The organism is Streptomyces sp. Xyl84 (assembly GCF_059731885.1).
In genome coordinates this window covers 2007087-2021524 of sequence record NZ_AP029182.1, presented here as the reverse complement: position 1 = coordinate 2021524, position 14438 = coordinate 2007087, and the positions used below count along the sequence as shown (strand labels likewise).

Annotated in this window: 10 protein-coding genes; 5 read left to right on the top strand and 5 right to left on the bottom strand. The window is 74.5% G+C overall.

Features of this window, described 5'->3' with window-relative positions:
- Positions 1 to 187: 187 nt before the first annotated feature.
- The 5 genes from AC6I72_RS08520 (at position 188) to AC6I72_RS08500 (ending at position 7761) form a co-directional block, all read left to right on the top strand.
- Positions 188 to 484, top strand: coding sequence for a DUF503 domain-containing protein (locus tag AC6I72_RS08520; RefSeq protein ID WP_037861935.1), 297 nt, complete (start codon positions 188 to 190; stop codon positions 482 to 484).
- Between the two features lie 68 nt (positions 485 to 552).
- Positions 553 to 1014 carry a 30S ribosome-binding factor RbfA gene (gene rbfA / locus AC6I72_RS08515; RefSeq protein ID WP_037861939.1) on the top strand — a complete coding sequence of 154 codons (462 nt, stop codon included), beginning with the start codon at positions 553 to 555 and terminating at the stop codon, positions 1012 to 1014.
- A complete protein-coding gene (truB, locus tag AC6I72_RS08510; protein ID WP_498000256.1) occupies positions 1011 to 1916 on the top strand; it encodes a tRNA pseudouridine(55) synthase TruB in 906 nt (301 codons plus the stop codon). Before rbfA ends, truB begins: the two co-directional genes overlap by 4 nt.
- 472 nt (positions 1917 to 2388) lie before the next feature.
- The gene (locus AC6I72_RS08505; protein WP_498000255.1) at positions 2389 to 6645 is read left to right on the top strand and encodes a serine protease; all 4257 of its coding nucleotides are present in this window, start codon (positions 2389 to 2391) and stop codon (positions 6643 to 6645) included.
- A gap of 159 nt (positions 6646 to 6804) precedes the next feature.
- A complete protein-coding gene (locus tag AC6I72_RS08500; protein WP_498000254.1) occupies positions 6805 to 7761 on the top strand; it encodes a bifunctional riboflavin kinase/FAD synthetase in 957 nt (318 codons plus the stop codon).
- A gap of 200 nt (positions 7762 to 7961) precedes the next feature.
- Here the strand turns inward: AC6I72_RS08500 and AC6I72_RS08495 are convergent, their stop codons facing one another.
- The 5 genes from AC6I72_RS08495 to AC6I72_RS08475 form a co-directional block, all read right to left on the bottom strand.
- Positions 7962 to 9026 (bottom strand): ABC transporter ATP-binding protein, encoded by a 1065-nt coding sequence (locus AC6I72_RS08495; protein WP_498000253.1) that lies wholly within the window; start codon positions 9024 to 9026, stop codon positions 7962 to 7964.
- Positions 9023 to 10051: an ABC transporter ATP-binding protein gene (locus AC6I72_RS08490; RefSeq protein WP_498000252.1), complete on the bottom strand. Its 1029-nt coding sequence runs from the start codon at positions 10049 to 10051 to the stop codon at positions 9023 to 9025. The genes AC6I72_RS08495 and AC6I72_RS08490 overlap by 4 nt, the downstream gene beginning before the upstream one ends.
- Positions 10048 to 11037 carry an ABC transporter permease gene (locus tag AC6I72_RS08485; RefSeq protein ID WP_498000251.1) on the bottom strand — a complete coding sequence of 330 codons (990 nt, stop codon included), beginning with the start codon at positions 11035 to 11037 and terminating at the stop codon, positions 10048 to 10050. Before AC6I72_RS08485 ends, AC6I72_RS08490 begins: the two co-directional genes overlap by 4 nt.
- A gap of 158 nt (positions 11038 to 11195) precedes the next feature.
- Entirely contained in the window at positions 11196 to 12296 is a 1101-nt protein-coding gene (locus tag AC6I72_RS08480) for an ABC transporter permease (protein WP_498000250.1), read from the bottom strand.
- A gap of 38 nt (positions 12297 to 12334) precedes the next feature.
- Positions 12335 to 14260 (bottom strand): ABC transporter substrate-binding protein, encoded by a 1926-nt coding sequence (locus AC6I72_RS08475; RefSeq protein WP_498000249.1) that lies wholly within the window; start codon positions 14258 to 14260, stop codon positions 12335 to 12337.
- Between the last annotated feature and the right edge of the window lie 178 nt (positions 14261 to 14438).

Sequence of the window (14438 nt, the reverse complement as noted above, 5' to 3'; positions counted from 1 at the left end):
ACCGGCACCGGCCGACGGGACTGCTTCCCGTCGGCCGGTGCGCCGCGTCCGGGACCTGTCCGTCGCCGGGCCGGCGGGAGACAAATCCCGTCGAGGCACCGCCGGGTTCGCGGTACCGTTCTTGATGTCCCTGCCCGTCTCGAAGGCAGGACCATCGACCCCGTACCGGCGGGCAACCCGGACACACATGTACGTGGGGACTCTGTCCTTCGACCTCCTCCTCGGCGACGTCCACTCGCTGAAGGAGAAGCGTTCCGTCGTCCGCCCGATCGTCGCCGAGCTGCAGCGCAAGTACGCGGTGAGCGCGGCCGAGGTGGACCACATGAACCTCCACCGGCGGGCCGTCATCGGCCTCGCCGCGGTCTCGGGCGACGCGGCACACCTGACCGACGTACTGGACCGGTGCGAGCGGCTGGTCGCCGGGCGCCCCGAGGTGGAGCTGCTGTCCGTCAGACGGCGCTTCCACGGCGAGGACGACGACTGACGCACGGCGGACCGCACCGACCGCACCACACCACAGAACGCAGAAGAGAAAGAACGGGAGACGGACCAGTGGCCGACAACGCGCGGGCGAAAAGGCTGGCGGACCTCATCCGAGAGGTGGTGGCCCAGAAGCTGCAGCGCGGGATCAAGGACCCGCGGCTCGGCTCGCACGTCACCATCACGGACACCAGGGTCACGGGCGACCTGCGGGAGGCGACCGTCTTCTACACGGTCTACGGCGACGACGAGGAGCGCGCGGCCGCCGCGGCCGGGCTGGAGAGCGCCAAGGGCATCCTGCGCTCCGAGGTCGGCCGCGCGGCCGGGGTGAAGTTCACCCCCACGCTCGCCTTCGTCGCGGACGCCCTCCCGGACACCGCCCGGACCATCGAGGACCTGCTCGACAAGGCGCGCCAGTCCGACGCCAAGGTGCGGGAGGCGTCCGCGGGCGCCCCCTACGCCGGCGGCGCGGACCCGTACCGCAAGCCGGGCTCCGAGGACGACGCCGACGAGACGGACGACAGCACCGAATGACCAGCAAGCCCACCCCGCCCGACGGCCTCGTCATCGTCGACAAGCCGTCGGGCTTCACCTCGCACGACGTCGTGGCCAAGATGCGGGGGATCGCCAGGACCCGCCGCGTCGGCCACGCGGGCACCCTCGACCCCATGGCGACCGGGGTCCTCGTCCTCGGTGTGGAGAAGGCCACCAAACTCCTCGGCCACCTCGCACTGACCGAGAAGGAGTACGTCGGCACCGTCCGGCTCGGCCAGAACACGCTGACCGACGACGCCGAGGGGGAGATCACCTCCTGCGCCGACGCCTCCAAGGTCACCCGCGCGGCCGTCGACACCGCCGTCGCCAAGCTGACCGGCGACATCATGCAGGTGCCGTCCAAGGTCAGCGCCATCAAGATCAACGGCGTACGGTCGTACAAGCGGGCCCGGGAGGGCGAGGAGTTCGAGATCCCGGCCCGGCCGGTGACCGTCTCCTCCTTCCAGGTGTACGACGTCCGGGACGCCGTCGCCGAGAACGGCACCGCCGTGCTCGACCTCGTCGTCTCGGTGGTCTGCTCCTCCGGCACCTACATCCGCGCCCTCGCCCGTGACCTGGGCGCCGACCTCGGCGTCGGCGGCCACCTCACGGCGCTGCGGCGCACCCGCGTCGGGCCGTACAAGCTGGACGCCGCCAAGACGCTCGACCAGCTCCAGCAGGAGCTGACCGTCATGCCCGTCGCCGACGCGGCCGGCGCCGCTTTCCCGCGCTGGGACGTCGACGCGCGGCGCGCCCGGCTGCTCACCAACGGCGTGCGGCTGGAGATGCCCGAGGAGTACGCGGGCGCCGGTGCCGTCGCCGTCTTCGACCCGCAGGGACGCTTCCTCGCGCTCGTGGAGGAGCAGCGGGGCAAGGCCAAGAGCCTGGCTGTCTTCGGCTGACCCCGCCGGGCGGGCCGACGACGGCCGTCCCGGCCGGGCGGCCCGGCAGGCTGCCCGTGGAGCGGCGGCTGCGGCACGGGCGTTCCCCGGCCGCCGCTCCACGGTCCCCCCTCGGTTCCCCCCACTCCCAGGGTCTATCCAGCGACCCCCGGCTGTTCACCCGACCGTGCGGGCGCTCGGAGTGAACTGAGGGAGCGCAAGGGGGCGCGTTCGCCTCGCGATCTTCCCCGCTGATCGTTCCGTGCCTACCGTCGAGGTCAGGGCGCGCTCCGGACATGCCCGGTGCGGCCAGGACAGGCCGGGTGTGGACCGGCGGAGCCGGACGGCGGCACGGCGGGGAGGTCGGACCATGGCAGCAGGGGCCCAGCGGCCGACGGCCGCGACCGGCCGGGGACACCGGACCACCGTCCGGACCCCGGCGGACACCCGGCCCGGTCCGCCGGCCGGACCGTCGCGCGGCACGCCGGACAGCATGTCCGACGGCAGCCGGCCCGGGGAACAGCGCGGCGGCGAGCACACCCGGGGGACGGTGGCGCGCACCGCCCCGGAGGACGCGGCGGCCGCCCGCCACCTGGCGCGCCTGGCCACCGCGGAGGCACGCGACCGCCTCCTCGACGGCGCCCTGGTGTGCGTCCGCGACCCGGCGGGCCGCCCCCGCGGCACCGGCTTCGCCGCCGACCACCGGGGCACCGTGATCACCAGCCACGAGGCGGTCGACGGCCTCGCCCGCCTCGTGCTGCACGCGCGGGGCGCGGGCGACCGCTCCTGCGTGGTGACCTCCGCGGCGGTGACCCCGCTGCCCGGGCTGGGCCTCGCCCTCGTACGGACCGAGGGCCTGGACGTGCCGCCGCTTCCGGTGTCGGTGCGCGGCCGGGTCCGGACGGGGAGCTACGTGCGGATCGCCGCGGGCGGCTGGCGCGAGGCCCGCGTCCTGGGCACCACCACCGTGTCGTACACGGCCACGGACCGCTTCCACCTCGTGGACGGCGCCCTGGAACTGGCGATCGGCACGGCCGGCCGGGACGCGCTGCGGCGGGGCGGGGGAGCGGCCGGGGGGCCGGTGCTCGACCCGGAGACGGGCGCCGTGGTCGCGGTCCTGGGGACCGCCCTCCAGGCCGGCGACCGCGACACCGGCTTCGCGGTGCCGCTGCCGGCCGGTGACGGTCCCCTGGGCGAACTGCTCGCCCGCAACGCGGCGACCGTCCCCGCCTACGGCCCCGATCTCAATCTCGCGGGTGTCCTCGAACTCATGGCCACCTCCGTGGCCCAGGACGCCCCACGAGGAGTCCTGCCGGACCACGGGGCCGGCCCGGCGACGGCTCCGGACGCCCCGGCGGCGGCTCCGGCCGGCCCGGAGGTGGCGGAGTCCGCCAGGGCGGTGGCCGGTCCAGGGGCGGTGGTGTCCGGTCCGGCGGCCGCCCGGTGCGGCCCCGGGGCGGCCGGGTGCGGGCCGGCCGCGGCTCTGTCCGGGCCGCCGGTGGAGCGGGTCGCCGTGCTGCGGGAACTGGAGGCTTTCGAGCGCGGGCCGGCGGCCGTGCTCGGCCTGGTGGGGGCGCCCGGCAGCGGCCGTACCACCGAACTCGCCGCGCTGGCCGGGCGCCGTGCCCGGGGGGTCGCGCCCGCACCCACCCTGTGGCTGCGCGGTGCCGACCTGGACGGGGCCGACGCCTCGGTGGCGGACGCGGCGGGCCGTGCGCTGGACCGGGCGGCCCGGATCGTCGCGGCCGCCCGGGCGCCGCTGCCGGCCGACCTCACCGACCTCACCCCGGAGCGCGTGGCCCGCCTCGCCCGCGCGCACGGACGACCGCTGCTGCTCCTGCTGGACGGTCCCGAGGAGATGCCGGCCGCCCTCGCCCACCGGCTCGACGAGTGGACCGGGGCCACCGCGCGGTGGCTGCGCGGTACGGGAGCGCGGCTGGTGGTGGCGTGCCGGGACGAGTACTGGGAGGGGGCGGGGGCGTGGTTCCCGCCGGACCTGCTGCACACCCCGGCCGCACCCGACCGCAGCAGCGGCACCGCGGGCCCGGCGGCCGGTGCGGGCCGGGCCGTGGAGGCGCGCGGGAGGGATGACATCGGTGGGGGCATGGGCGCCGGCCGGGAGGGGGGCGCCGCTGGGGAGGCGGAGGCCGGTCGGGTGGGGGACGTCGGTCGGATGGGTGGTGCCGGCCGAGTCGCCGGCGCCGGCCGGGTGGAGGATGCCGACCGGGTCGCGGACGTCGGCCGGAGGGATGACGTCGGGTGGGCCGAGGGGCCCGACCGGGAGGGAAGCACCGGTCCGGTCGGCGGCACCGGTCCGGTCGAGGGCGCCGTCGGGGGCCCAGAGGGCTCCGGCGCCGGAGGTTCGGCGGCGACCGGCGTCGCCGTCGCCGGGAGGGCCTCGGAGGCCGCCGCGGGCGTGACGCGGGCCGTGGACCCGGGGACTCCGGCCCGTACCGGCCCCCCGCCGCCCTGCGTACGCCTCGGCGACCTGCGTCCGGCGGAGGCGCGTGAGGCCCGCGCCCGGTACGGCGTCCCGGACGGCGCCCTGGCCGCGGCCGACGCCGGTCATCCCCTCACCCTCCGGCTCCTGGCCGAGGTGCGCGCGGCCCTGCCCGGCAGCGGAAGCCACCCGCGCCTCGACCGTGGTGACGTCCTCGCCGCCCACCTGGACCTGATGTGCCTGCGCGTCGCCGTCCGCCTCGCCGCGGAGAACGACCTGCGCGGCACCGCGGTCCGCCGTCTCGCGGCGAAGGTCTCCGGCCAGGTGCACGAGGCCGCCCGCCGCAGTCTCGGACCCGGCCGGGGCGAACTGGACCGGGCGACGTTCGAGGAGGTGTTCCCCTGGGGGCCCGCCCCCGCCCGCCTCGGCGGCGGCACCGGGTGGGCGTCCGCCGTCCTCACCGAAGGCCTCCTCGTCCCGGCGGGCGAGGGCTACCGCTTCGCGCACGAGGAACTCGCGGACTGGATCCAGGGCACCCACCTCGACCTGGACGAAGCCCTGCGCGTCCTGGTCCACCGGCGGCACGTCCCCGGCGAGCCGCACCGCCCGCTGCCGGTGCCGCACCACCGCATCGGCCCGGTCCTCCAGGCCCTCCTCCTGCTGGCCCGCCAGCACGGCCCCCGCCGGCTCGCCGTCCGGTTGGAGGAACTGCTGTGCGCCCTGGACGGCGATCCGCACTCCTGGTGGGCGTCGCGGCTGCTCGCCGGGGTCCTCCTGCGCGTCCCCGACGCGACGCCGTACGCCGGTGTGCTCCGGCTGCTCGCCGACCGGATCGGCGTGTGGCAGGAGTGCGGCCTGCCCGTGCCGGCCGGCTTCGGACCGGAATTCTGGACCGCGCTGAACCTGCCGGCGACCGACCGCTGCGACCTTCTCCGCCGCCTCCTCGTCGCCGACGACCCGGCACGGGACCCGGCCGGCACACCCGGCACGCGCCTCAGCCCTGCCCCCGCGCAGAACACGCGCCCCACCCCTGCCGACGCCCCGGCCGCTCGACCCCGTCCTCCTCACCCCCGGGCTCCACGGGCCCGCCGCCCGCCCCGCTACCTCGACGCCCTCGCCCGCCTCCTCGCCGGCGACCCCGCCACCGTGCGCCCGCACCTCACGGGCTGGTTCGACGACGAACGGCCGCTGCCCGCCGCCCCGGACGCCACCGTCGCCACGGCCGCCCAGGCCCTCCTCTACGCCCACCGGCACCACAGCCCGGACGACCTCACCGACACGCTCGCCGCCTGCGCGCACCCGCGGGCCGCCGAGCTCCTGACCGCGCTCGCGGAGGAGGAACCGGCCGTGCTGTGCCGCGCCGCCGAGCGATGGGCCCACGACGGACGCCGGGACCGCCGCGCCAAGGCGGTGGAGTACGGACTGCTCACTTCTCCGCACGCGCGGTCCGGACCCGACCGCGCACTGCTGTGCCGCGCCGCCCTGGCCGTCCTCGCCCGGCCGGCCGACAGCGCCCTGCACGGCGGCGCGCTCGCCCTGCTGGTCTCGGACCCCTCCAGCCGGGCCCGGCACCTGCCCCAGGCGCTGCGGCACTTCGCGACCGGTGACGCCCAGCTCCCGCCGAGCGCGCTGGCCCCCGCCCTCGCCACCCACCCCGAGGCGGTCCTGGCCGCCTTCGGCGAACGGCTGCGGAACGGCCCCGACACCGGGGAGAGCCTGCGCACCCTCGTCGACGTCACCACGCCCGCCCTCGCCCGCCGTGTCGCGGCCGTCGTCCGCGAGGCGGTCGCGTGCCGGCCGGACACCGCCGGAACCGTCGCGGCCTACGTCGACCGGCGCCTGCGTCACGGACCGGCCGTCCGCTCGGTCCTGTCACCCCTGGTCGGCGGCCTCCTGGAGGACGGCCCCGCGCCCTTGCGGACGGCGCTCGCCGCCGCCCTGGCCGCCCCCGGTGACCCGGCCTCGCCCGGTGCCCCGGCCTCCGACGCGCTGCGCCGGGAACTCCTCGGCCTCCTCCTCGCCCACGAGAGGGACCCGGCCGTGCTGGAAACGGTCCTGCGCACCGCCGCGCCCGGTGCCGGGGAGGATCTCCGGCACCTCGTGCACCGGGTCGGACTGCTGCTGGTACGCACCCCGGAAGGCGCGGCCGTGTTCGACCGCGCGCTCGCGGAGCTGGCCCGGCACGTCCCCGGCTTCGCCGCGAGGGTGGCCGGATGGCTCACCGGCTCCCCGTCCGACTGGGCCGCCGTGGTGGGCCCCAGCGCCCGCCGGACGATCGAGCACCTCGCCGGGGCGCCGGTCCCCGCCTGACGCCGCACGGGTCCGCACGTGCGCCGGGTCACAGCGCCCATGCCGATGCGGGCGCGCAACGCCGGGCATGGCACCCTTAGACCTGCGGACAAGGCAGCAAGGCGACCTAGGCAACGGCATCTAGGCAATACGGACACGGTTCGACGAGGAGCGGTCACAGTGCAGCGCTGGCGTGGCTTGGAGGACATCCCCCAGGACTGGGGGCGCAGCGTCGTCACCATCGGCTCCTACGACGGAGTCCACCGCGGTCACCAGCTCATCATCGAGCACGCCGTGAACCGCGCCCGCGAGCTGGGCGTGCCCTCCGTCGTCGTCACCTTCGACCCGCACCCCAGCGAGGTCGTGCGTCCAGGCAGCCACCCGCCGCTGCTCGCCCCCCACCACCGCCGCGCCGAGCTGATGGCGGAGCTGGGTGTGGACGCGGTGCTCGTCCTGCCCTTCACCACCGAGTTCTCACAGCTGTCCCCGGCCGACTTCGTCGTCAAGGTGCTGGTCGACAAGCTGCACGCCAAGGCGGTCGTCGAGGGCCCGAACTTCCGCTTCGGCCACCGGGCCGCGGGGAACGTCGACTTCCTCGTCGACCAGGGCAAGCTCTACGACTTCGAGGTCGAGGTCGTCGACCTGTACGTCACCGGGGACGTGGGCGGCGGCGAGCCGTTCTCCTCCACGCTGACGCGGCGGCTGGTCGCCGAGGGCGACGTCACGGGCGCCCGCGAGATCCTCGGCCGCCCGCACCGGGTGGAGGGCATCGTCGTCCGGGGCGCCCAGCGGGGCCGCGAACTGGGCTTCCCCACGGCCAACGTCGAAACCCTCCCGCACACCGCGATCCCCGCCGACGGCGTCTACGCCGGCTACCTCCACGCCCAGGGCGAGGCGATGCCGGCCGCCGTCTCCGTCGGCACGAACCCGCAGTTCGACGGCACCGAGCGCACCGTCGAGGCGTACGCCATCGACCGCGTCGGCCTCGACCTGTACGGCCTGCACGTCGCCGTCGACTTCCTGGCCTTCGTCCGCGGCCAGGCCAAGTTCGACTCCCTCGAGGCACTGCTCGAAACCATGGCCGAGGACGTCAAGAAGTGCCGCGAGATCATCGCGGCCGACGACCAGCAGCGCTGACGGCCGCGCCGGCCGAAGGACCGGCCTGCCGCGACAACCGGTCGGCTGACGCCCCGGCGGTACCCGCCGCTCTCGTGATCGGCCCGGTGGCCACCTCTCCGCTGTGCCGGCCGGTCCGGTGGCCCCTCTTACGCTCTGGTGATCGGCCCGGTGGCCACCTCCACGCTCTGGGGTCGGACGGGGGGCGCCCGCCTCCGCGGTCAGTCCGGGGGCACCGCCGTTGCCGTCGCCGTCCTCCGGTCGCCCTCCGCGGCCGGCGGCACTGCCGGCTCCGCCCGGGTCCGGGCCCAGTGGCAGGCGACCTGCGTCTCGGCGCCGCCGTGCAGGATCTCCAGGTCCTGGCCGCGGCACGCGTCGGCGACACCGGCGCGTTCGGCCTCGCCCCCCGCGAGGATCTGGCAGCGGGCGTGGAAGCGGCAGCCGGCGGGGATCCGGGACGGGTCCGGGGGTTCGCCGGTGAGGACGACCGGGGCGCCGGGCGCCTCCGGCAGGACGGACAGCAGGGCCTGGGTGTAGGGATGCCGCGGCGCCGTCAGCACCTGCTCCACGTCGCCCGTCTCCACGATCCGGCCGAGATACATCACCGCGACCCGGTCGGCGATGTTCCAGGCCAGCCCCAGGTCATGAGTCACCACCAGGGCGGACAGGCCGAGTTCGGTGCGCAGCCGCAGCAGCAGCGCGAGGATCTCGCCGCGCACCGACGCGTCGAGGGAGGCCACCGGTTCGTCGGCGACGAGCAGTTCGGGTTCCAGGACGAGCGCGCCCGCGATGACGACCCGCTGGCGCTGGCCGCCGGACAGTTCGTGCGGGTAACGCAGGAAGAAACGCTCGGGAGGGCGCAGCCCGGCGCGGGCGAGGGCCTCGGACACCGCGGCCCGCTCGTCACCGGTGCGGCCGTGGATGCGCAGGCCCTCGGCCACGGCGTCGTACACCGTGTGCCGCGGGTTGAGCGAGCCGCTGGGGTCCTGGAGGACCAACTGCGCCCGTCTGCGGTACGCCTTCAGGGCGCGGGCGGAGTGGTCGAGCGGCGCGCCGTCGAAGGTGACACGGCCGGAGGTCGGCGGCACCAGACCGAGCAGGGAACGGGCCAGCGTCGTCTTGCCGCAGCCCGACTCCCCGACGAGCGCCACGATCTCACCGGGCCGGATGTCGAGGTCCACCCCGTCCACGGCCCGGGCGGCCGGCGCGCCGTGCCGGCCGGGGAAGGTGACGTGCAGGCCCTCGACGCTCAGCAGCGGGCGAGTGGCAGGAGTGGTGGTCGTCATGCGGTGCTGCTCCTCACTTCCTGGTCCTGCGCGGACTGCGCGGACGCCGCGCCGCCGGGGGGCGCCTCACCGCCGCCGGCCGCCACGTGCACGCACGCGGCCCGTCGTCCCGCGCCCGCGTCCCGCAGCACCTGGTCCTGGGTCGCGCAGGCGTCCAGCGCCACCGGGCAGCGCGGATGGAACGCGCACCCGGACGGCACCGCCGCCGGGTCGGGCGGGTCGCCGGGCAGTCCGCGGGGCGCGAACCGGGAGGCGGGGTCACCGATCCTCGGGAACGCCCCCGACAGGGCCCTGCCGTACGGATGCCGGGCGTTCTCGTAGACCTGCCGGGCCGGCCCCTCCTCGACCACGCGCCCGGCGTACATCACCGCGAGCCGGTCGCAGGTGTCGGCCAGCACGGCCAGGTCGTGACTGATCATGATCAGGCCCACGTCCTGTTCGCTGACCAGCTCCTCGATCAGACGCAGGATCTGGGCCTGGATCATCACGTCGAGCGCGGTGGTGGGCTCGTCGGCGACGATCAGCCGCGGGTCGCAGGCCAGCGCCATCGCGATCATCACGCGCTGGCGCTGCCCGCCGGACAGTTCGTGTGGGTACGCGGACGCCCGCGCCGCGGGCAGACCCACCTGTTCCAGCAGCTCACCGGCCCGCTTGCGGGCGCCGGCCGGGCTCGCCCTGCGGTGCAGCAGGATCGGCTCGGCGATCTGGTCGCCGACGCGGTGCACGGCGTTCAGGGAGTGCATCGCGCCCTGGAAGACGATCGACGCCCCCGCCCAGCGCACCGCCCGCACCCGGCCCCACTTCATGGCCAGCACGTCCTCACCGTCCAGCAGGATCTGCCCGCCGGTACGGGCCCCGGCGGGCAGCAGCCGCAGCAGCGCCAGCGCCAGCGTCGACTTGCCGCAGCCGGACTCGCCCGCGATGCCGAGCTTCTCGCCCGCGCCGAGGGACAGGTCGGCCCCGCGCACGGCGGCGGCACCGCCGGGGTAGGTCACTTCCAGGTTCCGGACCTCCAGCAGGCTCAACGGGACACCCCCAGACGCGGGTTGAGCACGGCTTCCACCGCACGCCCGCACAGCGTGAACGCCAGCGCCACGACGGCGATCGCGATGCCCGGCGGCACCAGGTACCACCAGTCGCCGGAGCTGACCGCCCCGGCCTCCCGCGCGTCCTGCAGCAGGCCGCCCCAGGACACCACCGTCGGATCGCCGAGCCCGAGGAAGGCGAGCGTCGCCTCGGACAGGATCGCGGAGGAGATGATCAGGGTCGTCTGGGCGAGGACGAGGGGCATGACGTTGGGCAGCACGTGCCGGGACATGACGTGCCAGTGCCCGCCGCCGAGCGCCCTGGCGCGCTCGATGTACGGCCGTGACTCCACGGCCAGTGTCTGCGCCCGCACCAGGCGGGCGGTCGTGGGCCAGGTGGTCACGCCGATGGCCAGCACGATCGTGCCGAGGGAGCGGGACAGGACGGTCGCGAGCGCGATGGCGAGCACCAGCGTCGGCATCACCAGGAACCAGTCCGTGACCCGCATCATCACCGTGGCGTACCAGCCGCGGAAGTGCCCGGCGGTGATCCCGATGAGCGCCCCGATCGCCACCGACAGCACGGCGGCGAGCAGCCCGACCAGCAGCGAGACCCGCGAACCCCAGATCACCAGCCCCAGCAGGTTCCGTCCGAACTGGTCGGTGCCGAGCGGGAAATGACCGCTGGGGCCCTGCAACGGCCGCCCCGGGGCACCGGTGACGCTGTCCACGTCCGACCCGACGGTCAGCGGCGCGGTGAGCGCGACGAGCGCGAACAGCACCAGCGCGGCGAGACCGAACACTCCCGCGCGGTGCCTGCGGTACTCCTTCCAGAAGCGTGCGGCCGAGGCGCGGCGCCGCCGCCGCGCGAGGGCGCGCGGCCCGGGCCCCGCGGACTTCCCGGTACCGGCGGGACCGCCGGTGCTCCCCGCGGACCCGGTGCCCGCCGCGGTCCCGGTGTCCGCCGCGGTCCCATCGGCCCCCACGTGAGTCCCTTCGGCCCCGGCGGTCCCCTGGGTCACCTCAGTTCCGGGGGCCTCGTCGGTCCGGGCGTTCCCTTCGGACCCCTTGGCCCCTCCGGACCCGTCGGTCCCGTCCGGCCCGTTCGTTCCGCCGGGCTCGGCGGCTTCGGTGGTGTCGGCGGTCATCGGCCCACCCTCGGATCGAGCAGCGGATACAGCAGGTCGGCGAGGGTGTTCATCACGATCACCGCCGCGGCGAAGACGAAGAACAACCCCTGCACCAGCGGGAGGTCGGGCACGCTCAGCGCCTGGTAGAACAGCCCGCCGAGCCCCGGCCAGGAGAAGACCGTCTCGACGAGGATGACACCGGCCACGGTCCGTCCCAGGTTGACGAAGATCAGCGTGACGGTCGGCAGCAGCGCGTTCGGCACGGCGTGCCGGCGTCGTACGAGGTCGTCGCGCAGCCCCTTGGCCCGCGCGGTCGTCAGGTAGTCGCTGCCCATCTCGTCCAGCAGCGCCGACCGGGTGACCAGCAGCGTCTGCCCGTACTCGACGGCGACCAGGGTCACCACCGGCAGGATCAGGTGGTGGACGACGTCGAGGACGTAGGCGAAGCCCTCCTTGCCGCCGGACTCCATGCCCCCGGTCGGGAACAGACCCGGGACCGGGCCCACACCGACCGACAGGACGATGATGAGCAGCAGGCCCAGCCAGAAGGACGGGATCGAGTACAGCGTCAGCGCCAGCCCGGTGTGCACACGGTCGCCAAGCCCGCCGTGCCGCCATGCCGAACGGGTGCCGAGGAAGACGCCCAGCGCGGTGTACAGCACGAAGGCCGTGCCGGTGAGCAGCAGGGTGTTGGGCAGTGCTTCGGTGATCTTGTCGACGACGGGTGCCCGGAACTGGTACGACGTCCCGAGGTCGCCGGTGAGGGCCTTGCCGCAGTAGTGCGTGAACTGCTCCCACAGCGGCAGGTCGAGCCCGAACTCCCGCCGGTAGACGGCGATCTGCCCGGCCGAGACCGGACGCCCGCCGGTCATGAACTTCACCGGGTCGCCAGGGATCAGCCGGAAGAGGAAGAAACTGGTGACGAGGACGGCGAGCAGGGAGACGGCGGCCCCGGCCAGCTTGCCCGCCACGTACCGCGGATAGCCGCCGGTGAGGAGCCTGCGGGAGGCCCCGGCCGCCCGCCCCCCGTCCGCCGCCGCGAACCGCGCCGGCTCCGGTCCCGCCGGGCCGGGGACGGGGCCCCCGGCCGGCGACGATGTCGCTTCAGTGGTCATGAGCACCTGCACCTGTACACGTGGACACGGCCGCCGTCCTATTCACGGTCTTCCGCCGTCGAGCGGCGGCGCACCGCGAAGAGCACCGCGAGGCCGCCGAGGACGACGACGCCCGCCACGATCCCGATCACGACACCGGTCGAGGACGAACCGCCGGAGGAGTCACCGGAGTCGGCGGGGACGGCCGACCACCAGCTCCAGTAGCCGTCCTGCCCGTAGATGTTGCCCGCCGCGGACGGCATGGTGGTGATCGACTTGATCTGGTCCGTGCGGTAGGCCTCGACCGCGTTCGGATAGGCCATGACGTTCATGTACCCCAGGTCGTACAGGCGCGACTCCATCTGCTTGACGATGTCCGCCCGTTTGGCGGGGTCGTACTCGGCGAGCTGCCGGCCGTACAGGTCGTCGTACGTCTTGTCGCAGATGAAGTTGTCGGTGGCGCCCGTGTCCTTCGGGGTCTGCGGGCGTGCCGCGCAGGTGTGGATGGAGAGCACGAAGTCCGGGTCGGGGTTGACGGACCAGCCGTCGAAGGCGAGGTCGTACTTGCCGGCCAGCCACGGATCGGTCACGTTGTCCAGGCAGTCGAGGGTGATCCCGATGCCGAGCTTGCCCCACCACTCCTGGAGGTACTTGCCGACCGCCTTGTCGTTCGGGTCGGTGGCGTGGCACAGGACGCGGTAGTTCAGCGGCCTGCCGTCCTTGCCCACCCGCTTGCCGTCGGCGTTCTTCTGGTAACCGGCCTGGTCGAGGAGCTGCCCCGCCCTGGCCGGGTCGTAGGCCAGCTCCTGAGCGGCCGTCGGCTTGTAGAAGTACGGGGTGAAGCGCGGCGGGATGTAGCCCTGGCCCTCGACCGCGTGGCCCTGGAAGACCTTGTCGACGATCGTCTTGCGGTCCACCGCCATGAACAGCGCGTGCCGCACCCGCTCGTCCAGCAGGGACGGGTCGCCGTCACCGAACTTCGTGCCGTTCCTCGCCTGGGCGCCGGGGTTGGTGGCCAGGGCGTAGAAACGGCGGCCGGGTGCGTCGTTGACGTGGATGTTCTTGTCGCCCTGGAGGGAGGCGGCCTGGGCGGGCGTCAGCGAGGGCGAACCGGCCACGAAGGACACCTCGCCCTTGCGCAGGGCGGCGACGGCGGCGTCCTGGTCCTTGTAGTACCTGAACACCAGTTCGTCGAACTTCGGGGCGCCTCGCCAGAAGTCCTTGTTGGCCTTAAGCCGCACGTAGCTGTCCGGCTTGTAGTCCGTGAGCACGAACGGCCCGTTCCCGACGATCGGGAAGCTCTTGTCGTTGTTGAACTTCGAGAAGTCCCCGACCTTCTCCCAGACGTGCTTGGGCACGATCGGCACGTCGAGCGCGGTCATCGTGGCCTGCGGCTTCTTCAGCCGGATCACCAGCTGCGTCGGGCCGGGCGCGGTGACCTTCGCGAAGTTGCCGACGAAACTGCCGTTGGCGGTGGCGGCGCCCTGGTCGGTCATCATCTTGTTGAACGTCCACGCCGCGTCCTCGGCGGTGGCCTGCTGCCCGTCCGACCACTTGGAGTCGGTGCGGATCGTGTACGTCCAGGTCAGCTTGTCGGGCGACGACTGCCACTTGGTGGCCAGACCCGGGATGACGTGGTTGTCCTTGGGGTCGTAGTTCGTCAGGTACTCGTACATCAGCCGGTGGATGCTCGTGCTGAGCAGCCGTACCGCCAGGAAGGGGCTGAGCGAGTCGACGCTCTGCGCGACGGCGACGGTGAGCACTCTGTGGCCCTCGTCGCCCTGGTCGTCCTTCCCCGCCTGTGCCGCCTGTGCCGCTCGGGCGGCCTGGGAGCCCTGGGCGGCGCGCGACTGCGCGGCCGAGGCGGACGGCGCGGCGAGCCCGGACGCGAGGAGGAGCGCCGCGGCGCCCGCGGCGGCGAGGAACCGTGTCCTCCCCGGGCGGGGGCCGTTGCGTCCGCTGCCGTGCTGATCGTGTGTGTTCATGGCTCGGTGACCTCGCGTCGTCGCACGCGCGGGACGCTGCGCGCCCCGCGCGAGGCGGGCTTGAACAGAAGTGAACAGGCTGGAACGAGCTGTAGAGGGGCTTGAACGAGCTTGACCGGGTGACGCCGACGGAATGAAGAGTGTGTCTATCAGCGGCAGTCTGCGCGCGTCAACGGTG